The sequence below is a fragment of the Alterinioella sp. genome (assembly GCF_058343375.1).
In genome coordinates this window covers 46,549-70,272 of record NZ_JBTUJH010000023.1, presented here as the reverse complement: position 1 = coordinate 70,272, position 23,724 = coordinate 46,549, and the positions used below count along the sequence as shown (strand labels likewise).

Annotated in this window: 24 protein-coding genes; 13 read left to right on the top strand and 11 right to left on the bottom strand. The window is 62.4% G+C overall.

Features of this window, described 5'->3' with window-relative positions; translation table 11 throughout:
* Positions 1-1,804, top strand: a 1,804-nt coding sequence (locus tag ACW8PS_RS04790) for a helix-hairpin-helix domain-containing protein (RefSeq protein WP_491526156.1), incomplete at its 5' end; no start/stop codon positions are given.
* Positions 1,801-2,166, top strand: a complete 366-nt coding sequence (locus ACW8PS_RS04785; RefSeq protein ID WP_491526155.1) for a cupin domain-containing protein — start codon at positions 1,801-1,803, stop codon at positions 2,164-2,166. The genes ACW8PS_RS04790 and ACW8PS_RS04785, both read left to right, overlap by 4 nt.
* 90 nt (positions 2,167-2,256) lie before the next feature.
* On the opposite strand, the gene pip is transcribed toward ACW8PS_RS04785, so the two are convergent.
* A complete protein-coding gene (gene pip, locus ACW8PS_RS04780; protein ID WP_491526154.1) occupies positions 2,257-3,243 on the bottom strand; it encodes a prolyl aminopeptidase in 987 nt (328 codons plus the stop codon).
* A gap of 73 nt (positions 3,244-3,316) precedes the next feature.
* On the opposite strand from pip, the gene ubiG reads away from it, so the two are divergent.
* Positions 3,317-4,060, top strand: coding sequence for a bifunctional 2-polyprenyl-6-hydroxyphenol methylase/3-demethylubiquinol 3-O-methyltransferase UbiG (ubiG, locus tag ACW8PS_RS04775; protein ID WP_491526153.1), 744 nt, complete (start codon positions 3,317-3,319; stop codon positions 4,058-4,060).
* Here the strand turns inward: ubiG and ACW8PS_RS04770 are convergent.
* From ACW8PS_RS04770 to ACW8PS_RS04755, 4 genes are read right to left on the bottom strand one after another with little or no spacing between them, the layout of a single operon-like run.
* On the bottom strand, positions 4,057-4,506 hold the full coding sequence (locus ACW8PS_RS04770) for a MarR family winged helix-turn-helix transcriptional regulator (RefSeq protein ID WP_491526152.1): 450 nt from the start codon (positions 4,504-4,506) through the stop codon (positions 4,057-4,059). The genes ubiG and ACW8PS_RS04770 overlap by 4 nt on opposite strands.
* Positions 4,499-5,335: a carbon-nitrogen hydrolase family protein gene (locus ACW8PS_RS04765; RefSeq protein ID WP_491526151.1), complete on the bottom strand. Its 837-nt coding sequence runs from the start codon at positions 5,333-5,335 to the stop codon at positions 4,499-4,501. The genes ACW8PS_RS04770 and ACW8PS_RS04765 overlap by 8 nt, the downstream gene beginning before the upstream one ends.
* A 1-nt stretch (position 5,336) precedes the next feature.
* Positions 5,337-5,594, bottom strand: a complete 258-nt coding sequence (gene grxC / locus ACW8PS_RS04760) for a glutaredoxin 3 (protein WP_491526150.1) — start codon at positions 5,592-5,594, stop codon at positions 5,337-5,339.
* A 36-nt stretch (positions 5,595-5,630) separates the two neighbouring features.
* Positions 5,631-6,353 (bottom strand): double zinc ribbon domain-containing protein, encoded by a 723-nt coding sequence (locus tag ACW8PS_RS04755; protein ID WP_491526149.1) that lies wholly within the window; start codon positions 6,351-6,353, stop codon positions 5,631-5,633.
* A gap of 36 nt (positions 6,354-6,389) precedes the next feature.
* On the opposite strand from ACW8PS_RS04755, the gene ACW8PS_RS04750 reads away from it, so the two are divergent.
* Both ACW8PS_RS04750 and hemH read left to right on the top strand, forming a co-directional pair.
* Positions 6,390-7,250, top strand: a complete 861-nt coding sequence (locus tag ACW8PS_RS04750) for a methyltransferase domain-containing protein (RefSeq protein WP_491526148.1) — start codon at positions 6,390-6,392, stop codon at positions 7,248-7,250.
* Positions 7,251-8,291: a ferrochelatase gene (hemH, locus tag ACW8PS_RS04745; protein ID WP_491526147.1), complete on the top strand. Its 1,041-nt coding sequence runs from the start codon at positions 7,251-7,253 to the stop codon at positions 8,289-8,291.
* 238 nt (positions 8,292-8,529) lie between these two features.
* Here hemH and ACW8PS_RS04740 read toward each other — a convergent pair whose 3' ends face one another.
* From ACW8PS_RS04740 to ACW8PS_RS04730, 3 genes are read right to left on the bottom strand one after another with little or no spacing between them, the layout of a single operon-like run.
* A complete protein-coding gene (locus ACW8PS_RS04740) occupies positions 8,530-8,928 on the bottom strand; it encodes a (deoxy)nucleoside triphosphate pyrophosphohydrolase (RefSeq protein ID WP_491526146.1) in 399 nt (132 codons plus the stop codon).
* Positions 8,925-10,286 (bottom strand): bifunctional glutamate N-acetyltransferase/amino-acid acetyltransferase ArgJ, encoded by a 1,362-nt coding sequence (argJ, locus tag ACW8PS_RS04735; RefSeq protein WP_491526145.1) that lies wholly within the window; start codon positions 10,284-10,286, stop codon positions 8,925-8,927. Before argJ ends, ACW8PS_RS04740 begins: the two co-directional genes overlap by 4 nt.
* Positions 10,287-10,309: 23 nt before the next feature.
* Positions 10,310-11,143, bottom strand: a complete 834-nt coding sequence (locus ACW8PS_RS04730) for a peptidylprolyl isomerase (RefSeq protein ID WP_491526144.1) — start codon at positions 11,141-11,143, stop codon at positions 10,310-10,312.
* Between the two features lie 216 nt (positions 11,144-11,359).
* Here ACW8PS_RS04730 and secA point away from each other — a divergent pair, with 216 nt between their 5' ends.
* The 4 genes from secA (at position 11,360) to ACW8PS_RS04710 (ending at position 18,190) form a co-directional block, all read left to right on the top strand.
* A complete protein-coding gene (gene secA / locus ACW8PS_RS04725) occupies positions 11,360-14,047 on the top strand; it encodes a preprotein translocase subunit SecA (RefSeq protein ID WP_491526143.1) in 2,688 nt (895 codons plus the stop codon).
* Positions 14,048-14,089: 42 nt separating this feature from the next.
* A complete protein-coding gene (locus ACW8PS_RS04720) occupies positions 14,090-15,439 on the top strand; it encodes a DUF4910 domain-containing protein (RefSeq protein WP_491526142.1) in 1,350 nt (449 codons plus the stop codon).
* Between the two features lie 148 nt (positions 15,440-15,587).
* Positions 15,588-16,607 carry a translocase gene (locus tag ACW8PS_RS04715; protein WP_491526141.1) on the top strand — a complete coding sequence of 340 codons (1,020 nt, stop codon included), beginning with the start codon at positions 15,588-15,590 and terminating at the stop codon, positions 16,605-16,607.
* A gap of 23 nt (positions 16,608-16,630) precedes the next feature.
* Entirely contained in the window at positions 16,631-18,190 is a 1,560-nt protein-coding gene (locus ACW8PS_RS04710; protein WP_491526140.1) for a phosphate ABC transporter substrate-binding/OmpA family protein, read from the top strand.
* A 13-nt stretch (positions 18,191-18,203) separates the two neighbouring features.
* Here the strand turns inward: ACW8PS_RS04710 and radC are convergent, their stop codons facing one another.
* The 3 genes from radC to map all read right to left on the bottom strand — a co-directional run bounded on the left by radC (position 18,204) and on the right by map (position 20,607).
* The gene (gene radC / locus ACW8PS_RS04705; RefSeq protein ID WP_491526139.1) at positions 18,204-18,989 is read right to left on the bottom strand and encodes a RadC family protein; all 786 of its coding nucleotides are present in this window, start codon (positions 18,987-18,989) and stop codon (positions 18,204-18,206) included.
* A 63-nt stretch (positions 18,990-19,052) separates the two neighbouring features.
* Positions 19,053-19,736 carry a hypothetical protein gene (locus tag ACW8PS_RS04700; protein WP_491526138.1) on the bottom strand — a complete coding sequence of 228 codons (684 nt, stop codon included), beginning with the start codon at positions 19,734-19,736 and terminating at the stop codon, positions 19,053-19,055.
* Positions 19,737-19,794: 58 nt separating this feature from the next.
* Entirely contained in the window at positions 19,795-20,607 is an 813-nt protein-coding gene (gene map / locus ACW8PS_RS04695; RefSeq protein WP_491526137.1) for a type I methionyl aminopeptidase, read from the bottom strand.
* Positions 20,608-20,748: 141 nt separating this feature from the next.
* On the opposite strand from map, the gene ACW8PS_RS04690 reads away from it, so the two are divergent.
* From ACW8PS_RS04690 to ACW8PS_RS04675, 4 genes are read left to right on the top strand one after another with little or no spacing between them, the layout of a single operon-like run.
* Positions 20,749-21,477 carry a competence/damage-inducible protein A gene (locus ACW8PS_RS04690; RefSeq protein ID WP_491526135.1) on the top strand — a complete coding sequence of 243 codons (729 nt, stop codon included), beginning with the start codon at positions 20,749-20,751 and terminating at the stop codon, positions 21,475-21,477.
* Positions 21,478-21,479: 2 nt separating this feature from the next.
* Positions 21,480-22,205 carry a GNAT family N-acetyltransferase gene (locus tag ACW8PS_RS04685; protein ID WP_491526160.1) on the top strand — a complete coding sequence of 242 codons (726 nt, stop codon included), beginning with the start codon at positions 21,480-21,482 and terminating at the stop codon, positions 22,203-22,205.
* Positions 22,202-22,774 carry a peroxidase-related enzyme gene (locus ACW8PS_RS04680; protein WP_491526134.1) on the top strand — a complete coding sequence of 191 codons (573 nt, stop codon included), beginning with the start codon at positions 22,202-22,204 and terminating at the stop codon, positions 22,772-22,774. Before ACW8PS_RS04685 ends, ACW8PS_RS04680 begins: the two co-directional genes overlap by 4 nt.
* Positions 22,771-23,694, top strand: a complete 924-nt coding sequence (locus ACW8PS_RS04675; protein WP_491526133.1) for an OmpA family protein — start codon at positions 22,771-22,773, stop codon at positions 23,692-23,694. Before ACW8PS_RS04680 ends, ACW8PS_RS04675 begins: the two co-directional genes overlap by 4 nt.
* Positions 23,695-23,724: the final 30 nt, after the last annotated feature.

Genomic DNA, 23,724 nt, shown 5'->3' with positions numbered 1-23,724 from the left:
TTCGCCCGAAATCGGCGCCATGGTGTTTGAACGCTTCGTGAGCGAGGCCCGCGACGAGCCGCCCGATATCGATGTTGATTTTGAACATGAGCGGCGCGAGGAGGTGATCCAGCATATCTATCAACGCTATGGCCGCCACCGCGCCGGGCTCTGCGCCACGGTGATCCATTATCGCGGCAAGCGTGCGGTGCGCGAGGTTGGCCGCGCCATGGGCCTTAGCGAGGATATGCTGGGGGCGCTTTCTTCCCAGATCTGGGGCTGGGGCGGCAGCCGCGATTTACAGGAAACACGGCTGCGCGAGCTGGGGCTGGACCCTTGCGAACCCCGCCTGGCCCAGACCATGGCGCTGATCAATGAGATCCAGGGCTTTCCCCGCCATCTCAGCCAGCATGTCGGCGGCTTCATCATCACCGAAGGGCGGCTGGACGAGCTGGTGCCGATCGAGAATGCCGCGATGGCAGAGCGCACTGTCATCTGCTGGGACAAGGATGATATCGACGCTTTGGGCATCCTCAAGGTCGATGTGCTGGCGCTTGGCATGCTGACCTGCATCCGCAAGGCCTTTGACCTGATCGCGGCGCATCACCAGACCGATTATTCGCTGGCCACCCTGCCGCCCGAAGACCCGGCCGTCTACGATATGCTGTGCAAGGCCGACAGCCTTGGCGTGTTTCAGGTCGAAAGCCGGGCGCAGATGAATTTCCTGCCCCGGATGCGGCCGCGCTGTTTCTATGATCTGGTGATTCAGGTTGCCATCATCCGGCCCGGCCCGATTCAGGGCGATATGGTGCATCCGTTCATCCGGCGGCGAAATGGCGAGGAGGAGGTAAGTTTCCCTTCCGACGATCTGGGTGCGGTTCTGGGCAAGACGCTTGGCGTGCCGCTGTTTCAGGAACAGGCGATGCAGATCGCCATCATCGGGGCCGGGTTCACCCCCGATCAGGCCGACCGCCTGCGCCGCTCGCTGGCGACCTTCAAGAAACATGGCAATGTCAGCGAATTTCGGGCGCTGTTCATGAAGGGGATGCAGGCCAGGGGTTATGACAGCGAATTCTCCGATCGCTGTTTTTCCCAGATCGAGGGGTTTGGCTCCTATGGCTTCCCCGAAAGCCACGCCGCCAGTTTTGCGCTGCTGGTCTATGCCTCGGCCTGGATCAAATGCCACCATCCCGGCATCTTCGCCTGCGCGCTGCTGAATGCGCAGCCGATGGGGTTTTATGCCCCGGCTCAGATCCTGCGCGATGCCCGTGAACATGGCGTGGCGGTGCGGCCCGTGGATATCAACGCCTCCTACTGGGACAATGTGATGGAGCCCGATGGCAAGGGCGGGCTGGCGCTGCGGCTGGGGTTCCGGCAGATCAAATCGCTGCGCGAGGAGGATGCAAGCTGGCTGGTGGCGGCGCGTGGCAATGGCTACCGCAGGGTGGAAGATGTCTGGCGGCGCGCCGGCCTGAGCGCACGCGCCCTGACGATATTGGCCGAAGCAGACGTGTTCGCCGGGCTGAACATGAGCCGCCGCGCCGCACTTTGGGCGGCCAAGGCGCTGATCCCCGCCGAGCCGCTGCCGCTGTTTTCCGGCGATATCGATGGCGAGGCGATTTTCGAGCCGACCGTGATGTTGCCCGAAATGAGCGAAGGCGAACAGGTGGTGGAGGATTACGTGGCGATGCGGCTGACCCTGCGGACGCACCCGGTGGCGCTGATCCGGCATCTGTTGAGCCCGGGGGTGGACCTGAAAAGGCTTGGCAGGGCGGCCCGCGCCTTGCAAGGATCCGCGCAGCACAGCGAAAGGACCGCGTCATGAAGATCAACCACCTTTACGCCGATGAACACGGCGAAAGCCATTGGCGCGATGTGGAGATCATGTTGCAGGAACGCAGCTTTGCCCCGCCGGCGCAGGATATCCATGTCTCGGAGGTGACGCCCGCCACCGGGGTGGTGTTTCTGACGCTCAGACCCGGATGGGATGAGCCAGCCCACCCGACGCCGCTGTCGCAAACCCTGTTCTGCCTTGCCGGGGCCGTGCGGGTCACCGCCAGCGATGGCGAAGCCCGGCAGATCGGGGCGGGCGATATCTGGCGGATGGATGACACCCACGGCAAAGGCCACCACACCGCCGTGATCAGCGACGAGAATTTCGAGGCGGCGGTGGTGCAGTTTTCTTGAGGCAATGATGGACGACTCATCGCGCCTTGCGGCGCTCTTCGTCAGAAGGCGAGGAGCGCCCGGACAGGGGGCCGAGGAGCCTGTTTCAGCTCAAATCCCATACGTCCCCCGCTCACGCCCGACATCTTTCATCACGCGCACCAGCTCGAAACTGATGCCCGGTTCCGACAGGGCGTGGCCTGCGGCGCGGACCATGTGCAGCCGGCCCGACCGCCAGCCCCGCGACAGATCATAGGCCGATCGGGGCGGGCAGATCATGTCATAGCGGCCTTGCACGATGATGCCGGGGATATGGGCGATGCGGGGCAGGTCGCGCAGGATCTGGCCTTCCTCAAGGAACCCCTTATGGGTAAAATAATGGTTTTCCAGCCGGGCAAAGGCGCGGGCGTAATCGGATGGGGCCTCGCCTGCCAAGCCGTCGCTTTCGATCGAGGCCAGCGCATTTTCCCATGCGGCCCAAGACCGGGCAAACCGGGTTTCCTGCATCAGATCGCCGGAAAACAGCCGCCGGTTATAGGCCGCGATCAGGTCGCCGTGTTCTTCTGCCGGCACCAGGCCCTTGAACCGGGCCCATTGTTCGGGCCAGAAATGCCCGGCCCCACCGCCATAGAACCAGTCCAGTTCGCGCTGCATCGCCAGGAACACGCCGCGCAGCGCCAGATAGGCCACCGCATCGGGGTGGGTCTGGGCATAGATCAGCGCCAGCGTGGCCCCCCAAGAACCGCCGAACACGGCCCAACGGTCGATCTCCAGCGCCGCCCGGATCCGTTCGATATCGGCGACCAGATGCCAGGTTGTGTTGTCCTGAATGGCGGCGTGCGGCCGCGACCGGCCACAGCCGCGCTGATCAAACAGGATCACCCGCCACAGCGAAGGGTCGAAATAGCGCCGCATCGCCGGGCTGCAGCCGCCGCCCGGGCCGCCATGCAAAATCACCACCGGCGCGCCATCCGGGTTGCCGCATTGTTCGACATAGACCTGATGCCCGTCGCCGACATCCAGCATCCGCTGATCGAACGGGTCAATCGGCGGAAACAGATAGCTGCCTGCGCGCTTTTGGCCTGAGAACTTGTCCATCATAAAACCTATATTGAGCCTTGCCGCGGGCGGCCCATGCCCGTCACAGTGCCAAGACGCCGGGAGAATGTCCATGAACAGCGCAATCAATACCGTCGACGATGCCGAGATCGCCAAGTTCGAGGCGATGGCGGCAGATTGGTGGGATCCGAAGGGCAAGTTTGCCCCGCTGCACATGATGAACCCGGTGCGGCTGGATTATATCACGGCGCAGATTGCCGCCGAATACGGGCGCGATCTGCGCGGGCCGGCCGCGTTTGACGGGCTGCGCATCCTTGATATCGGCTGCGGTGGCGGGCTGTTGTCGGAACCGATGGCGCGCCTTGGCGCAACTGTGGTGGGGGCCGATGCCGCCGAAGGCAACATTCCGGTGGCCCGCATCCATGCCGAGACCTCCGGGCTCGATATTGATTACCGCCACACCACGGCAGAGGCACTGGCCGAGATGGGCGAGCAGTTTGATGCCGTGTTGAACATGGAAGTGGTCGAACATGTGGCCGATCCGCAGGCCTATCTGACCGCCTGCCGCCAGCTATTGAAACCCGGCGGGCTGATGATCGCCTCGACCATCAACCGCAATCCGAAAAGTTTTGCCATGGCCATAATCGGCGCGGAATATGTCATGCGCTGGCTGCCCAAAGGCACGCATGACTGGCAGAAATTCATCACGCCCGAGGAACTGTTTGCCTTGCTTGAGGGGGCCGGGCTGGACCCGGTGGACCGCAAGGGGTTCGTCTTCAACCCCGTCAGCTGGCGCTGGTCGATCTCGGACCGGGATCTGAGCGTGAATTACGTGACTGCAAGCATCAAGCGCTAAACGTCATCCACGGCCTCAAGTTCACGCCGCAATTCCCGGATGATCGGCAGGGCAGAGCGCACCCTGTCAGTGCCGATCTCACGCACCACACGCGACAGGATCGGGGCAATGGTTTGCAGCGCCGTGTCGCGGGCGGACCGGCCCGAGGGGCTGATGGCGACGAATTTGCGCCGGGCATCATCCCAATCCGGGCGGATATGGACATGGCCGGCAAGCTCCAGCTTGGCCAGCGTGTTGGTCATCGCCCCGCGCGTGACATGAAACACCCGCGCCAATTGCGCCGGGCTGCGTTCCTCGCTGCTGCGCGCCAGATGGTTCAGCACCGAAAAATGGCTCAGCTCCATGCCTTTGGGCAGGGCCTTGCTCAGCCGGGCGCGAGCCAGTTGATCGGCCATGAACATTTCGGAGAAAAGCGCGATCGCCAATGGATCTTCGGGATTAGTCATGGGCCAGACCATAGGGCCGATCATGGCAAAGGGAAGGGACACGCCGTCGCGCCTGTTCGACCTCGGCCAGATCGATATCGACACTATGCAGCCCCGGCTCGGTGCCGGCATCCAGCATGACCTCGCCCCAGGGGGTCACAACCAGGCTGTGGCCATGGGTCTGGCGCGATTTCCCGGTGCTGGCGGCATGCGTGCCGGTTTGCGCCGGTGCGATGATGAAACAGCCGGTCTCGATGGCGCGGGCGCGCAGCAGGCTTTGCCAATGGGCCGCCCCCGTAACCGGCGAAAACGCCGATGGAACGGTGATGATCTGCGCCCCCGCCTGCGCCAGATCGCGGAAAAGCCCGGCAAAGCGCAGATCATAGCAGATGGTCAGGCCAAAGCGCCCGAGCGGCGTTTTGATCGTGACGGCGCGGTCACCGGGGCGGTAGCCGTCCGATTCGCGGTAGGTTTCCGCGGGCGTCACCTCGACATCGAACATATGGATCTTGTCATACCATCCGGCTATCTCGCCGGTATCGGAGATCAGGAAAGACCGGTTGGCAAAGCGCCCATCCGCATCGCCGGTTTTCAGCGCCAGCGAGCCGATCAGCAGCCAGATGCCCTGATCGCGCGCGGCACGGCGCAAGCCCGCAAGGGTCGGGTCATCGGCCTGCATATGCAACACGGAATGTTGATGGCTGCGGCTGACCGACAGGCAATTTGTCACCTCGGGCGTCAGCAGAATATCGGCCCCGCCCGCACGCGCATTGACCAGGGCGGCGCGGACGGTTTCCAGGTTCTCCTCGGGAATATCCGACGAGGTCATCTGTAAGAGTGCGGCGCGCATGTCAGCCTTGCAGCAGCGGATCCAGTTTGCCGGCGCGGTCAAGCGCGGCCATATCGTCATAGCCGCCAATATGGGTTTCGCCCACGAAAATCTGCGGCACCGTGCTGCGCCCCCGCGACCGTGACAGCATTTCCTGACGCCGATCGGGCGCGCGCGCCACGTCATGTTCGACGAAACTGACGCCCTTATCGGTCAACAGGCGTTTGGCTGCGTGGCAATATCCACAAAGCGGTGACGTATAAATTTCGACGCTACGCATTTTCAATGTCCCGGACTGGTCTGCTCCGAGCCTCAATTAAGCATCCTTGGCCACGCGCGCCAGTGAAATCACGTGAACGTTTTCTGCGCCGGCATCAAAGGCGGCGGCGGCGGCGGCGGCGAATGTCGCGCCCGAGGTCATCACGTCATCAACCAGCAACACATCGCGCCCGGCCAGAATATGGCCGCGTTTGGGGTGCGGCAGAATGGCGTCACGCAGATTGGCAAACCGTTCGTCACGGGCCAACCCGTCCTGCGACCCGGTTGACCGGACGCGCTGCAATGCGTCAGGCGCGAGGAAGCTTTGCGTCTGATTGGCCAGCGCCTGCGCCAGCAGCGCCGATTGGTTGAACCGCCGCCGAAACAACCGCCACCAATGCAGCGGAATTGGCACGATGACGGTATTATCGGTGATCAGGGGGGCGGCGGCGCGCGCCATCCAGGCCCCGGCTGCGCGCGCAATCTCGGCCCGGTCGCCATGTTTGAGCGCCAGAACCAGTTTGCGACCATTGCCGGCATAGACCAGCACCGCGCGGCCCTTGGCCCAGGGCCGGGCGATCACCATGCAGTCATCGCAGCGCAGACCTTCCTCGGGCGAGGCACCGGGCAGGGGCGTGCCGCAAATGTCACAGGCCGCGCCGGTAATGAAGGGCGTTTCACCCCAACAGGCGGCGCAAAGCCCGAAATCGGTATCGACACCAGCCCCGCAACTGATGCATTCGGGCGGAAACACCGCATGAACAGCCGTTTGCAATTTCATTCCAGCCCCCTAGGTTGCAGCCCGATGCAACATGACATGCCCCCCCCTGCCGACCGGCCCGATCTGGTGGACCAGATTGCCCTTACCCATGCCCGCGCCCGCGCGCGGCTGGACAGGGCGGGGTTTCTGCATGACGAGGCGCGCCTTGAACTTCAGGAAAGACTGCTCGACGTTAACAGATCGTTTACAAATCCGGCTGTGGTAACGCCTTTTGCGCAATACTGGTCTGATTTTCTACCCCATGCCACGATTGTGACCGACAGCCCGGTGCTGGATCTGGCCCCGGCGGCGCATGATCTGGTGATCCATGCCATGGGCCTGCACTGGGCCGAAGACCCGGTCGGCCAGTTGGTGCAATGTCGCCGCGCCTTGCGGCCTGACGGGGTGCTGATGGTGGCGCTTTTGGGCGGCAATACCTTGCAGGAATTGCGCCAGGCTCTGGCCGAGGCCGAAACGCAGGTGATGGGCGGGCTGTCGCCGCGGGTGGCCCCGATGGCCGAAATCCGCGATCTGGGCGGGCTGTTGGCGCGCGCCGGGCTGTCGCTGCCGGTGGCCGATCGGCTGCCGCGCCAGGTGAGCTATGCCAGCCTTTACCATCTGATCCGCGACCTGCGCGACATGGGCGAAACCAATGCGCTGGCCGCACGCCACCGGGCCACGCCGCCACGCGCGTTTTTCCCCCGCGCGGCGCAAATCTATGGCCGCAACCATGGCACGCCGGAGGGCCGCATCACCGCCACGTTCGAACTGGTCTTTCTGACCGCCTGGGCGCCGCATGACAGCCAGCAAAAACCGCTGCGCCCGGGATCGGCCGCCGCGCGTCTGGCCGAGGCCCTCAACACCACCGAATATGACGAAACCGCCCAGGCCCTGCCGCCCGCGATGAAGGATGATTGAATGCCCGATACCCTGCCCCACGCCCCCGCCGATCATCCGCCCGTCCGCTTTGGCAAGATCGGTATCCTGCTGGCCAATCTGGGCACGCCAGACGGCTATGATTATTGGCCGATGCGGCGCTACTTGAACGAATTTCTGTCGGACAGGCGGGTGATCGACTATCCGAAATGGAAATGGCAGCCCCTGTTGCAGCTGATCATCCTGAGCAAGCGGCCCTTTACCTCGGGCGCGGCCTATAAATCGATCTGGAACCATGACAAGGGCGAAAGCCCGTTGATGACGATCACCCGCGACCAGACGGAAAAACTGGCCGCCGTAATGCAGGCCCGCCACGGTGACCGCGTGATGGTCGATTTCTGCATGCGCTATGGCAATCCATCGACAAAATCCAAAGTCCGCGCGCTGGTCGAGGCCGGCTGTGACCGGATCCTGTTCGCGCCGCTTTACCCGCAATATGCCGGCGCAACCTCGGCCACCGCCAATGATGCGTTCTTTCGCGCCTTGATGGACGAGGTCTGGCAGCCCGCCGCGCGCACCCTGCCCGCCTATTACGACCACCCGGCCTATATCACCGCGCTGGCGGGCTCGGTCGAGCGCGCCTATGCGGGCATGGCGACGCAGCCCGATCTGCTGGTCGCCTCCTATCACGGCATGCCGGAACGCTATCTGATGCAGGGCGATCCCTATCATTGCCAATGTCAGAAAGTGACCCGGCTGCTGCGCGAGCGGCTGGGATGGGACGCAGGACAGATCACCACGACATTTCAGTCAAAATTCGGGCCCGAGGAATGGCTGAAACCCTACACGGTCGAGGAAGTGGCGCGGCTGGCCAAGGCCGGAAAGAAGCGCATCGCCATCATCGCGCCGGCTTTTTCCGCCGATTGCATCGAAACGCTGGAGGAGATCAACGAGGAGATTCGCGACGCCTTCATCGCCGCCGGAGGGGAGGCCTTCAGCTATATTCCCTGCCTCAACGATGACGGTGCCCATATCGCCGCGCTGGCGCAGGTGATTGACGAAAATCTGGCTGGATGGATCTAGGGTCGTGCCGTCAGGCAGCGACCGGTTCGCCCTGAAACAGCTTTTGGCCGACGCGCACCACGATATGCCCGTTATCCAACGTTTTCACGAAAGTGCCCTGAACGGACACGCATGAACCTAAAAGGATTGTCCTGAGCATCTAGAAGTCCCCCGAATTCTGTCGCTTGCTAATCTTCTAGTCGGGTTTTTCGGGAAATGTCAAATATTTGATAATCGCCGCGCATTTACGCGGCGAAAGTTACAGCCAGTCGCGCAGGATCGGAATCAGGGGCAGATCGGCGGGCGGCATCGGGTAATCGCGCATTTGGTTGGGCCGCACCCAGGCCAGCCGCTGGCCTTCCTGTGCGGTGACGATGCCGTTCCATTTTCGGCAGGCAAAAAGCGGCATCAGCAGGTGGAAATCATCATAGGTATGGCTGGCGAAGGTCAGCGGTGCCAGGCAGCTGCCCCATGTCTCGATGCCAAGTTCCTCATGCAATTCCCGGATCAGGGCCGCCTCGGGGGTTTCGCCGGGCTCAACCTTGCCGCCGGGAAATTCCCACAGACCGGCCATGGATTTGCCGGCGGGGCGTTCCGCCAGCAGCACCCGGCCGTCCGCATCAATCAGCGCGACGGCGGAAACCAGCACGGTTTTCACGACCGGTAATCCGCATTTATGGTGATGTATTGATGCGTCAGATCACAGGTCCAGACCGTGGCCTGACCGGTGGCCAGCCCCATATCGACCGCGATCAAAAGCTCAGGATTGCGCATATAGGCGGCCCCGGCCGCTTCGGTATAACTGTCTGCAACCCAACCATTTTCGGCCACCAGAATATCGCCAAAGCGGATTGTCAGCCGATCCCTGTCTGCCGCGGCCCCGGATTTTCCCACTGCCATGACAATGCGGCCCCAGTTCGGGTCTTGCCCGGCGATGGCGGTTTTCACCAGCGGCGAATTGGCAATGGCGCGGGCGACCTTGTCGGCATCCGAATCACTTTCCGCCCCGGTGACCCGTATTTCGACCAGTTTTGTGGCCCCTTCGCCGTCGCGCACGATCTGCAGCGCCAGATCTTGCAGAACGCCCTGCAATACGGCTGCAAAGGCGCGGCCTGTATCGCTGCCGGCGGAGGTGATCGGCGCATTCCCGGCGCGCCCGGTGGCCGCCACCATGACGCTGTCAGAGGTGGAGGTATCGCTATCGACCGTCACCGCGTTGAAACTGGTCTGGACGCCTGCGGCCAACATATCCTGCAGCACCGGCTGCGCGATGGCGGCGTCGGTGAAGATGTAGGACAACATTGTTGCCATATCGGGCGCGATCATGCCCGACCCCTTGGCGATCCCGCCGATTCGCACCCGGTGGCCATCCAGTTCAAGCTCGGCCCAGGCCCCTTTGGCGAATGTGTCGGTGGTCAGGATGGCGCGCGCGGCAGCTTCCCAACGATCCGGCGCAAGGCCGGCGCGCAGATCGGCCAGCGCATCGGTGATTTTCTGCGGTGGCAGCGGTTCTCCGATCACCCCGGTCGAGGCCGAAAAGACGTGACCCGGCGGCAGGCCCATCAGGCTGGCCAGCGCGCCGGTAATGCCCTCGACCGTCGCCTGCCCGGCATGGCCGGTAAAGGCATTGGCATTGCCCGCATTCACGATAATGGCAAAGCCCGCCTCGGGCACTGACGGCAAGGCGGCCAGCTTGGCCTCGCAATCCAGCACCGGGGCCGATCTGGTCGAGGACCGCGTGAACACGCCCGCGACCACCGATCCGGGGGCCAGTTCGGCCAGCATGACATCGTCACGCCCTTGATATTTCACGCCCGCCGACACCGCCGACAGGCGCAGCCCGGCAATGGCAGGAATGGCGGGAAAGCCGGATCTTGGGGCCAGCGGCGATACCGCAGGCCCGGTTTTCTGCACGGGGGTCTTCGCACGCGCGATTTTCAGCTTTTTCTTCAGCTTTTTGACGCGCGTTTTCAGGCGGGCGTTTTCAGCGCTCAATGCATCATCGGCCTGTGCCATCTTCGCCCCCGGAGCTTTCGCAATCAGTTTTCCAGCAGATCGGTGCGACGAATCATCGCCGCATCAAAATCCATTTCCGGGCGGTCGATCACGGCGCCATCGGTCAGTTCCTCGATATAGGCATCGACACGGGCAAGGCGCACGGATTCGGTCAGTTCAGCGCGCACATCGTCAAGCGCGGGGGCGGCTTGCAGACGGGTTTCATTCAACATTATGACATGCCAGCCAAACTGGGTCAGAACCGGGGCAGAAATCTCGCCCACTTCCAGTGCGAACACGGCCTGCTCGAAATCCGGCACCATCATGCCGGCACCGAACCAGCCAAGCTGGCCGCCATTGGGGCCGGATGGGCCGGTAGAGCTTTCCTGCGCCAGTTCAGCGAAATCAGCGCCGCCTTCCAACGCGTCGATCAGCGCCAGCGCCTCATCCTCGGTTTCCACCAGAATATGCGAGGCGTTATATTCGGTCGCGGCCTCGACCGCGCCGAACTGTGCCTCATATGCGGCCTGCACCGCGTCATCAGATACGTCTGCATTGCCGACGGCATCCAGCGCCAGGGCGGCCAGCAGGGCGCGACGTTCGTTTTCCAGAGCCAACAGCATCGAGGTGGTCATGTCATCTTCTGCCACACTGGCCACAACCGCCTGCTCAACCAGCTGGTCCAGAATGCCCTCAAGCAGCACTTCGTCTGGCAGGGCCCGATACTGTTCGGGCAGTTGCGACTGCGCCACGATGATATGGCCAAGCGTGATCTCGGTGCCATTGACGGTGGCCAGAACCGTGCTGGCCTCCTGTGCCGAGACGGGCGAGATCACGAGCGTGGCAAGCGCCACACCGGCAAGAAAATTTCTGGTCATTTGAGGGGGTCCTATGTTGGATAGGCCGGGACTTCGCCCTTGGCCGCGTTGACACATTTCCGGCAGCCCCTTATGTCCCTGACGGGTTTTGCTTTGGGCTTGGCCTTACTTGGGGTCGTTTTAGACCGCTGCAAGCGGCCAAACAACCCGATGCCAACAGGAATGGTCCTACGCGCCCGTATTTTGGACGCAATTTTGCGGAAGGCGAAAAAAAATATGCTTGGGCTCGGAACACTCGCAAAAAAGGTCTTTGGCACCCCAAATGACCGCAAGATCAAAGCGGCCGGTCCGATCGTCGATCAGATCAACGCCCTGGAGCCGGAGTTTGAAAAACTGTCGGATACCGAGATTGTCGCCAAGACCGCCGATCTGCGCCTGCGGGCGAAAAATGGCGAGGCCCTGGATGATCTTTTGCCCGAGGCCTTTGCCAATTGCCGCGAGGCCGCGCGCCGCGCCCTGGGCCTGCGCGCCTTTGATGTGCAGCTGTTGGGCGGGATTTTCATGCATCAGGGCAATATTGCCGAGATGAAGACCGGCGAAGGCAAAACCCTGGTCGCCACCTTCCCGGCCTATCTGAACGCATTGTCCGGCAAGGGCGTGCATGTGGTGACGGTGAACGATTACCTGGCCAAGCGTGACGCCGAATGGATGGGCAAGGTCTATACCGCTTTGGGTCTGTCGACCGGCGTCGTCTACCCGCGCCAGCCCGAGGCCGAGAAACGCGACGCCTATGCCGCCGATGTCACCTATGCCACCAATAACGAGCTTGGATTTGACTATCTGCGCGACAATATGCGCAGCTCGCTGAAGGAAATGGCGCAGCGCGGTCACAATTTCGCGATCGTCGATGAGGTCGACAGTATCCTGATTGATGAGGCGCGCACGCCGCTGATCATTTCGGGCCCCGCCGATGACCGCTCGGACCTTTATATTTCGATGAACGAAGTCATCCCGCATGTGCAGGACGAGCATTTCACCCATGACGAGAAAACCCGCGCGGTGACCTTCACCGACGAGGGCAACGAGTTCATGGAACAAAAATTGCTGGAGGTCGGCATTCTGCCCGAAGGTCAGAGCCTTTATGATCCCGAATCGACCACAATCGTGCACCACGCCACCAATGCCCTGCGGGCGCATAAGGTGTTTCACCGCGACAAGGATTACATCGTGCGCGACGGCGAGGTCGTGCTGATCGACGAATTTACCGGCCGGATGATGGCCGGCCGTCGCCTGTCGGACGGGTTGCATCAGGCCATCGAAGCCAAGGAAGATGTAAAGATCCAACCCGAAAACGTGACGCTGGCCAGTGTCACGTTTCAAAATTATTTCCGGCTCTATGACACGCTGTCGGGCATGACCGGCACCGCCGCCACCGAGGCCGAGGAATTTGCCTCGATCTACAATCTTGGCGTGGTCGAGATTCCGACCAACCAACCCGTCGCACGCATCGACGAGGATGACCGCGTCTATCGCACCGGGACCGAAAAATTCGCCGCCATCGTGGAACAGATCCGCGAAGCCCACGCAAAGGGCCAGCCGATTCTGGTCGGCACCACCTCGATCGAGAAATCCGAGATGCTCAGCCGCCTGCTGACCGAGGCCAAGCTGCCGCATAACGTGCTGAACGCGCGCCAGCACGAAAAAGAAGCCCAGATCATCGCCGATGCCGGCAAATTGGGGGCCGTGACCATCGCCACCAACATGGCCGGGCGCGGCACCGACATCAAACTGGGCGGCAATGTCGAGTTCAAGATCATGGAGGCCATCGCCGCCGATCCCGATGCCGAACCCGATGAAATACGCGCCCGGATCGAAGCGGCGCATGAGGCCGATGAAGCGGCTGTGAAGGCTGCGGGCGGGCTTTTTGTTCTGGCCACCGAACGCCATGAAAGCCGCCGCATCGACAACCAGCTGCGCGGCCGGTCAGGCCGTCAGGGCGACCCCGGACGTTCCAGCTTTTTCCTGTCCCTCGAAGATGACCTGATGCGCATTTTCGGCTCTGAGCGGCTGGACAAGATGCTGTCGACCCTGGGCATGGAGGAAGGCGAGGCGATTGTTCACCCCTGGGTCAACAAATCGCTGGAACGCGCGCAGGCCAAGGTCGAGGGCCGCAACTTCGATATCCGTAAACAGCTGCTGAAATTTGACGATGTGATGAATGACCAGCGCAAGGCAATCTTTGGCCAGCGGCTGGAAATCATGGCCGCCGAAGATATCAACGATGTGGCGCAGGATATGCGCCATCAGGTGATAGATGACCTGATCGAACAATACATGCCGCCGAAATCCTATGCCGATCAGTGGGATACCGACGGGCTGACCGAAGCGGTCAAACAGGCGCTGGCGCTGGATCTGCCGATTGGCGATTGGTCCGACGAAGAAGGTGTCGATGACGAGGAAATCCGCGAACGCATCGTGAAGGCCTCGGATGAATTCATGGCCAAGAAGGCGGTGGATTTCGGGCCGGAAAACATGCGCCAGATCGAAAAGCAGGTTTTGTTGCAGACCATCGACGCAAAATGGCGCGAACATCTGGTGACGCTGGAACATCTGCGGTCGGTGGTGGGCTTTCGCGGCTATGCGCAGCGTGATCCGCTGAACGAATACAAGACCGAGAGCTTTCAGCTGTTTGAGGCAATGCTGGACGGGTTGCGCGCCGATGTGACCGAAAAGCTCAGCCGTATCCAACCGATGTCGCCCGAACAGCAGGCCGAGATGATCCGCCAGATACAGGAGCGTCAGGCCGCCCTGCAGGCCGCTGCCAACCCTGCAGCCAAACCCGAGGCGCAGGCAGATGGTTTTGATGAAAAGGATCGCACAACCTGGGGCAATCCCGGTCGCAACGATCCCTGCCCCTGCGGCTCGGGAAAGAAGTTCAAGCATTGCCACGGCCGCCTGACCTGAACACCCGTTTTCTTGAACGTTCCAACAGTGATGGGAAAATCGTTGACCGATCTTGATGCGTTGTTTGACGAACTGTTCCCGATCTGTCGGTCGATAACCGGCCCTGGCATCCGATCAAGTTTTGATATTCTCAAGCGGTATCTGCCGCTTGAAATCACCGAGGTTCCGACCGGCACCAAAGTGTTTGATTGGACGGTGCCGCCGGAATGGAGCCTGAAGCGCGCAACCCTCACCGGTCCGGACGGGGCGTTGATTCTGGATACCGACGTCTCGAACCTGCATGTCCTGAACTTCTCAATCCCATTCGAGGGCGAGGTCGAACTTGATGCATTGCAGGCCCATCTGCATTCGATCCCCGAACTGAACGATGCCGTGCCCTATGTCACCAGCTACTACCAGCGCCGTTGGGGCCTGTGCCTGTCGCATCGCCAACGCCTGAGCCTGGAACCGGGTGTCTACAAAGTGTCCATCGACACTGAAATCCGCGATGGCAGCCTGGCTTACGCACAGTGCGAATTGCCCGGTGAGACCGATGAGGTTGTCCTGATCGCCAGTTATCTCTGCCACCCCAGCCTGGCAAATAACGAATTGTCCGGTCCGCTCGGGTTGGTTCGGGTCTTTGAGCTTCTCAAATCCATGCCGTCGCGGCGCTACACATACAGGTTTCTGTTGGTCCCCGAGACCATCGGTTCGATTTCGTTCCTTGCGACCGAGGGCAAGGAATTGGACGATCGGATTGTCGGGGGGGTCGTCTTGACCTGCCTGGGCGGTCCGAGCACGACCGTATCGTTCAAGCTGTCCCGCCAGGACTGGACGGAATCGCCGTCGAAAATGGATGCTCTTGCACGCGAAGTTGCGGCGCTGGATCATGACACCTATCAGGTGCGGCCCTTCACGCCTGCCAGCGGCTCGGATGAACGCCAGTTCTGTTCGCCCGGCGTGAACTGGCCCGTTCTGCAAGCCGCCCGAACGATCTATGGCGAGTATAACGCGTATCACACCAGCCTGGACAACAAGGCCCTGATGACGATCGACGCGATTGAACGCTCGGCATTGGCGGTGTTCCGGTTCCTGCAATTGCACGAGGTCTGCGACCTGTTCCCCGCCTCGATCATCGAAGGCGGTGAGCCGCAGCTTGGCAAGCGCGACCTCTATCCGACGATGAATGGTCCGATGTCGAACACGATGTCGAACGATTCGACAAAAGACGGCCGTTATCTTCTGGATCTGCTGTTGAACATGCTGTCCCTGGCGGATGGCCAAAGAACGATTGTCGACATCGCCCGCAAGATCGATGTGCCTTTGATGGACCTGCTGCCGATTTTGCAAACGCTTGTCGAAAAAGAAATTGTGAGCCTGAAAGCGGGTGCCGGATCATGCGCATCACCCTGATTGCCGGGCGGCAGCCAGGCCTGATATCCGTGATCTGAGGCCAATGCCCTGATCGGCGCGGGCATTTCCCCCGGATTTCCCTATAAGCTCCGTATTGTTGCCCCAATTGGAGGCGATTGTTTTCGGCAACGAGAACCCGGAGACAGACATGCGCATTACCCCCAAAGCAGCGATTGCCCTCAGCCTGGGCCTTGGCGTGATCGGCAGTGCCGCGCTTTACGGGCAGGCCAATGGCACGGGTTTGCGCGGTGATATGGCCCCGCAGCCGGTGACTGCCACGCCGGAAATTATGCCGGTCCCTGTCGCCATGAATGTCGGTCCCTCCACTGCCGTGACAGCGCCCGCCGAGGTCGCGCTGATCTTGCCATCTGATGGCCCGAACACGCCGCCGCTGTCCAATCCCGGTGCCGCCCTTCCGGAACGTCTGGCGCAAGCGGACGCCGCGCAGCCCGTCATGACCGATCAACCGCTCAGCCCCTTTGGCCTGCCCTGCGGGTTGACGGTGACGGCCGAAGCTTTGCCTGCGGCCACTGTCGCGCTTGATATCATGGAGCCTTGCCAGCCCAATGCCCGCGTCGTGGTGGAACATTCGGGCCTGAACCTGACCGGCCGGACCGATGCGATGGGTATTCTGACGATGGATATCCCCGCCTTCGAAAGCCCGGCCTTCTTTACCGTGCGCATGCCCGATGGGGCGACGGCCTCGGCCCTGTCCAGCCTGCCTGATATCACCGGCTATACCCGTGTCGGGGTGCAATGGCAGGAAGACCGCGCGCTGGAACTGCACGCCATGGAGTTCGGGGCCAGCTATGGCGATCCCGGCCATATCTGGCGCGACAATCCCGGCTTTGCCACACGGGCCGAAAATGGCGAAGGCGGCTTCATGACCTATCTGGGCAGCGCGGCGGTGGACAACCCGATGCTGGCCGAGATCTACACCTTTCCGCGCGATACGCTGAACACTGACGGCACCGTGCGCCTGACCATCGAGGCCGAGGTGACACCGGCAAATTGCGGTCAGGACACTGTGGCCCGAACCCTGGAATCCGATGGCGACGGCGATGTCGCGATCATCGAATTGACCTTCACCGTGCCGGGTTGCGACGCTGTGGGTGAATTTCTGGTGTTGCAAAATCTGTTGCAGGACCTGAGAGTCGCCGCCAACTGAGACCTAACCGGCGCACGATTTTCATGCCCTTTTTTGCCCGGGCGGCTGTCATGGCCGCCCTGATGTTCTTGATCTCCGGCCTTGGTGCCGCTGCGCAGGATGTTTCCCTGCGCAGCCATGATGGCAGCGTGGAACTGGCCGGATCGCTGATCGGGTTTGACGGCGAATATTATCGCATCGACACCATCTATGGCCCGCTGACTGTCAGCGCCGAAGGCGTGACCTGCCGGGGGCCCGGTTGCCCTGATCTGGAAAATTTCGTGGCCGAGATCCGGTTTGCCGGGGCGGTGGCCATCACCGAACAACTGTTTCCGGCCCTGATCGAACGCTTTGCCGCCAGCCGCGATTTTACCCTGCGCCGTCAGGTGCTGGATGCCAACAGGTCGGTCTTTTCGCTGATCCGCGCCGATGCCGGCATTGCGGCGCGGTTTTACGTGACCGCCACCAGCACCGATGCCGGGTTGGCCGCGCTTTTGGCGCGTGAGGCCGATATTGCGCTGGCCACCCGCCAGCCCGACCCGGTGGAGGCCGCCGCCGCGCGCGCCGCTGATCAGGGTGACATTTCAATGGTGGCGCGCAGCCGCATCATGGGGCTGGATGCTTTGGTGCCGCTGGTGGCGGCGGGCAACCCGATTGATGCCTTGTCGCTGGAAGATCTGGCGCGGCTCTTTGCCGGAGAGATTGCCAATTGGCAGGATCTTGGCGGGCCGGATGCGCCGATTGCGCTGCATCTGATGGATGCCGCCACTGGCCAGGCGCAGGATGTCGAGGCCCGGGTGCTGGCCCCGTTTGATCTGACCCCGCTGGCCAGCATCACCCGCCACGCCAGCACCGCCGATCTGGCCGATGCGGTGGCCCAGGATCCGTATGCCATTGGCATTGGCAGCTTTTCCGAGATCGGCAATGCCCGGCTGGTGCCTTTGCGGGGTCTTTGCGGGTTTCGCCAACCGGCCACCATCGCCAGTATAAAATCCGAAGATTACCCCCTGACCGCGCCGATGTTTGTCTATTTGCCCCTGCGTCGGATGCCGCAGCTTGGCCGTGATTTTCTGGCGTTTTTTGACAGTCAGGAGGCCGACCGCGTGATCCGTCGGCTTGGATTTGTCAATCAGGCTATCACCGCGCAACCCCTTGGGGCGCAGGGTGATCGGCTGGCCAATGCGGTGATGGCGGCAGGGGATGAGATCGATCTGGGCGATCTGCAGGCCATGATCACCGCCATGACGGGGGCCGAGCGGCTGTCGCCCACCTTCCGGTTCGGCGATGGCACCTCGGAACTGGACGCCTATTCGCTCAGCGCCGTTGCCCGTCTGGCGCGCGCCATTGAGCGCGGGGCCTATGATGGGCGCGAGCTGGTTTTCGCGGGCTTTTCCGATGGTCAGGGCGGGGCGGATGCCAATCTGCGGCTGGCGCGGGGCCGGGCCGAGACGGTGCGGCTGGCCATCATCGCGGCGGCATCGGGCGGCGATCTCAACCGCGTCCGCCTGCGGGTCGAGGCCTTTGGCGAGGCGCTGCCGATGGCCTGCGATGATACCGCTACGGGCCGGGCCGTGAACCGGCGGGTCGAGGTCTGGCTGCGATAGGGATGGCCTGCCCCTACAGATACCCCTCGCTGCGAAAACTGATCTGGGATGCCTTGCCGATGATCAGGTGATCATGGATCACGATGCCCAAGACCTCGGCGGCGTCACGGATGGCGTAGGTCATGGTAATATCGGACTCGGACGGGGTCGGGTCGCCGGAGGGGTGGTTATGGACCAGGATCATCGCCGAGGCGTTCAGTTCCAGGGCGCGTTTCACAACCTCGCGCGGATAGACCGGCACGTGATCGACCGTGCCGCGTTGCTGTTCCTCATCGGCGATCAGCACATTCTTGCGATCCAGATACAGAACCCGGAACTGTTCGATATCCTGATGCGCCATGGCGGTCTGGCAATATTCCAGCAAGCTGTCCCAGGATGACAGAAGCGGCTTCTTGAGGATCCGCGCGCGCGCCATGCGGTGGCCGACCGCCTGCATCAATTTCAGTTCGAACACCACGGCATCGCCGACACCCTGCACATCCTTCAGCCGGGGCGGCGGGGCGGCAATGACATGGTTGAGATCGCCGAACGCCTTCAGCAGCCGCTTGGCCAGCGGTTTGGTATCGCCGCGGCGGATGGCGCGAAACAGGATCATCTCCAGCAATTCGTAATCCGGCACCGCCTCTGCGCCGCCTTGGGTAAAGCGCTGACGCAGGCGCAGGCGATGGTTCTTGCGGTGATCCTCTGCCAGATCGGCACCGGGGCCGGGCCGCGGCGTTCGGGCGGTGACAACAGCGCTGTCGCCCAGATCAAACCCCGGCTGTGGCGCTTCGCAGAATCGGTCAAGGAAACGGGTCATGCCCGCAACCATGCCGCAAGATTGGTTAACGATAGGTTAGGGCCTTGATCCTATGGGGTGACCTCAGCGATAGACCCAGGAATTCAGCACCCGCCCGGTCAGCGATGCGGCCAGCGTTTCACCGTCAACCACCGGCACCAGCGTCGCGTTGATGTTGGATATGGTAAAATAGCTTTCCGGCCCATCGGGGTTCAGCATCATCGTCAGCCGCACCACCATCGGGCCAACCGCCGGGTCACCATAGGTGCCTATCAGATGCACACCCACGACATCACCGAAATTGATCTGCTCGATGGCCAGAATCCGCGGCTCGTCAAACCCTTCCACGGCTTGCGGAAAGACCTGTTCCTGCAACAGGCGCGCGGAAATCTGGATCCGGGTCGTGGTGGGGTCTTCGGCATCTTCTGCCATCGGGATGCTGGCGGTTACAACCTGGATATTCTCCAGAAACTGGCGCGGTTCGGTATCGGTGGCAAAGGTGAATTTCACGAATGCTCCGCCATCGGGCGCGCCATCGGCAATCAGCACCACACCGTCACGGTTGGGCACCGATACCGAAAACGGCACCGGCACGTCGATGCCGAAACGTTCGGTATAGGTTTCGTCGAAATCGAAAGCCTGTCCCACATAGAGGCCTTCAAACTCGAAAAGATTGAAGGTGATCTGCCCCGAAGCGCTTTGCGCCAGCGCCGCGCCCGCCATGCCGACAAGCATCGCGCCTGCGGCCAGAATGGTTTTGAATGTCACAATAGTTCTCCTGTCAAATTCAGGCCCACCCTAGGTCGGGGCGCGCCCCGCCGTCAAATCAGTTGGCATAGGTGGGGTGGAACCTGTTCCCGGGCGACAGGGTGAAAATCTCATACCCGTCCGCGGTCACGCCGATGGAATGTTCAAATTGCGCCGAAAGGCTCTTGTCGCGGGTCACGGCGGTCCAGTCATCGGCCAGAACCTTGGTTTCGGCGCGGCCCAGATTGACCATCGGCTCGATGGTGAAAAACATGCCTTCCTCCAATACCGGCCCGCTGCCGGGGCGCCCGTAATGCAGCACATTGGGCGGCGCGTGAAACACCTGGCCCAGACCATGGCCGCAGAAATCACGCACCACCGACATGCGGTTGCCCTCGACGAAAGACTGTATCGCATGGCCGATATCGCCAAAGGTCTTGCCGGGCCGGACCGCCTCGATGCCCTTGAACAGCGCATCATGCGTGACCTGCACCAGCCGATCCGCCTTGCGCGGCATCCGCCCGGCCACAAACATCCGTGAGGTGTCGCCGAACCAGCCATCGACAATCACCGTGACGTCGATATTCAGGATATCGCCATCCTTCAGCACCTTGGTGCCGGGAATGCCGTGACAGACCACGTGATTGACGCTGATACAGCTGGCATGCTGATAGCCCTTGTATCCGATGGTCGCCGAAATGGCCCCTGCATCCGCCACCATCGCCTCGATCGCGGCATCTATCGCGGCTGTTGTGGCCCCCGGCACGACATGGCTGATGATGTCATCAAGAATGCGGGCAGCCAATGCGCCCGCTACGCGCATCCCGGCGAAATCCTCAGGATTGTGAATGCGGATGCCGTCGCGGGTCAGCCGGCCTTTGAAATCGTCCAATGGGTCTCTCCACCTCGGGTGTCAGAGCCTAGATAGGCCAAGGGCGCGCGGGATTCCAGTGATGGAAATCACCCAGTCTTGCCATCTGGCCCTGCGCCGCGCGGCGCGATAGGCTTGGCCCGACTGACAAGGGGCACGCATATGGCAAATCCAACCGCGGCAATGCTGGTCATCGGCGACGAGATCCTTTCCGGCCGCACCCGCGACACCAATACCACCCATCTGGCGCAGCAACTGACCTCGCATGGCATCGACCTGGCCGAGGCGCGCGTGGTGCCCGACAAGATGGAGGCCATCATCGACGCGGTGCGCAGTTTGAGCGCCGCCTATGACCATGTCTTCACCTCGGGCGGGATCGGCCCGACCCATGATGACATCACCGCCGATGCCATCGCCGCGGCCTTTGATGTGGATCTGGAGGTGCGCGAGGATGCCCGGGCCCTGATGCAGGCGCATTACGACCGCTCCGGGATGGAGTTGAACCCCGCCCGCCTGCGCATGGCGCGCATCCCCATTGATGCCACCCTGATCGACAACCCGGTTTCGACCGCGCCGGGGTTCACGCTGCGAAACGTGCATGTGATGGCAGGCGTGCCGGCGGTGTTTCAGGCCATGGTCGCGAATGTCATTCCGACATTGACCGGCGGCGCGCAGATCCTGTCGCAAAGCCTGCGGGTGCTGCGCGGTGAGGGCGATATCGCCGGGCCGCTGGCCGAGGTGGCGGCGGCGCATCCCGAGGTCTCGGTCGGATCCTACCCGTTCACGCGCGATGGCGTGTTCGGATCGAACATCGTGGTGCGCAGCAGCGATGGGGCCGCGGTGGACGCTGTCATCACCAAACTTGCGCGCCTGTTTCACGTCCGGCAATGATCCTGACCGAAGCCGCCCTGTTTGACGCGCTCGAGGCCACCTGGCCCGCTGCGGCCTGTCACCGCAAAGGCCCCTGGCTGCTGCGGGAGGGGCGCGGCGGCGGCAAGCGGGTTTCGTCGGTCAGCGCCGCAGACGCGGCCTGGAGCGTGGATGACATTGCCATGGCCGAACGCGCCTGCGCCGATCTGGGCCAGGTGCCGCTGTTTCAACTGCGCCGAGGGCAGATGGAACTGGACGCCGCGCTGGATGCACGCGGGTATCAGGTGGTCGATCCGGTCGATCTGCTGGCCGCCCCGGTATCAGACCTGACCGGCGATCTGGACCGGCTCGATACCCTGCCATCCTGGCCGCCGCTGGCGGTGCAGGCCGAGATCTGGGCCGGTGGCGGTATCGGCCCGGCGCGTCTGGCGGTGATGGGCCGCGCCGCCGGCCCGAAAACCGCGCTTTTGGGGCGCCATGACGATCATCCGGTGGCGACGGCGTTCATTGCCTGTCACGGGGACATCGCCATATTGCACGCGCTGGAAGTGCTGCCCGCTGCCCGCAGGCAGGGCATCGCCCGCATCATGATGTGCGGCGCGGCCAATTGGGCGGCGCGTCAGGGTGCGCAAGATCTTGCCGTTCTGGTTGTCAAATCCAACCAACCGGCGCAAAACCTGTATAAGTCTCTGGGAATGGCCCCTGTGGGACACTATTTCTACAGATTAAAAGAGGCTGAGCTGACATGAAACCAGACCAGAACGCCACCGCGCTGGACCTGCCGCCGATGGACCCGCTGCCCGAGGGCACGCAGAAATATTTTGACATCTGCGCCGAGAAACTCGGCCTGATCCCAAATGTGCTGGCAGCCTATGCGTTCGAACCCGACAAGCTGAACGCGTTTGCCGGGCTTTATAATGATCTGATGCTGGATGACAGCGGCCTGAGCAAACTGGAGCGCGAGATGATCGCGGTCGCGGTTTCCTCGGTCAATCGCTGCTTTTACTGCCTGGTGGCGCATGGGCAGGCGGTGCGGCAATTATCCGGCGATCCCGCATTGGGCGAGGCTTTGGTGATGAATTACCGCGTCGCAAATCTGGATGCCCGCCAGCGCGCCATGCTGGATTTCGCGGTGCAGATGACAGAGGCCAGCTACCGGATCGAGGAAGGTGACCGGCAAGCCCTGCGCGATGTCGGGTTTTCCGATCGCGATATCTGGGACATTGCCGCCGTTGCGTCATTCTTCAACATGACCAACCGCATGGCCTCGGCTGTCGATATGCGCCCGAACCCGGATTACCACGGCCAGAACCGGTGATCCGCGCCGCCATCATATCCCTGTTTGCGCTGGCCCCGCCCGCCGCCGCGCTGGAACTGACCCTGCCCGGCGATGCCACGCTGGCCCTGTCTGAAAACGAGAGCGCCACCAGCTACAGCCTGCCGGTATCGCCCTGGTTGGGCACCGGTGCCGAAATGCTGGTGGTCGAGGGCGCGCTGTCGCGCTCTGTCTGGCAGGTGGCGGATTACATCGGCAATGCCACACAGCTGATGACATCGCTGCGAACGCAGCTGGAGGCGGCGGGCTATGCGGCCGTGTTTGCCTGTGACGCGACGCTTTGCGGCGGCTTCGATTTCCGCTTTGCCATGGATGTGGCACCCGAACCTGTCATGCATGTCGATCTGGGTGATTTTTCCTATCTGGTGGCGCGGGCCGAGATCGGCGAGGACAGCGATTATATCGCGCTGGTGACGTCGCGCGGCGGCAGCCGGGGCTTTGTCCATATGGTGCGCATCAGCCCGGCCGATATGGCCCCTGTCGATGTGGCGGTCTCCACCCGGTCCCCCGATGGCGACCAGATCGTTGATCTGCACGAGAGCCTGGACACCATCGGCACCGCCACGCTTGCCGATCTGCAATTTCCGACCGGCTCCTCGACCCTGTCGGACCGCGATTACCCGTCGCTGACATCGCTTGCCGCCTATCTGGCCGAACATCCGGATGCCCGCGTGATTCTGGTGGGTCATACCGACGCCGAAGGCTCGCTGGCCGGCAATATCGCGCTGAGCCGGTCGCGGGCGGCCGCGGTGCTGGATTATCTGGTCGACCGGATGGCGGTCGCGCCTGAGCAAATGGCGGCCGAGGGCGTCGGATACCTGGCCCCGCGTGCCAATAATTCCAGCATCGAGGGCCGCCAGCAGAACCGCCGGGTCGAAGTGGTGATCACGTCAATCCCCTAGCCGCTGAAAAAAAGAGCGCCGTTCATGATG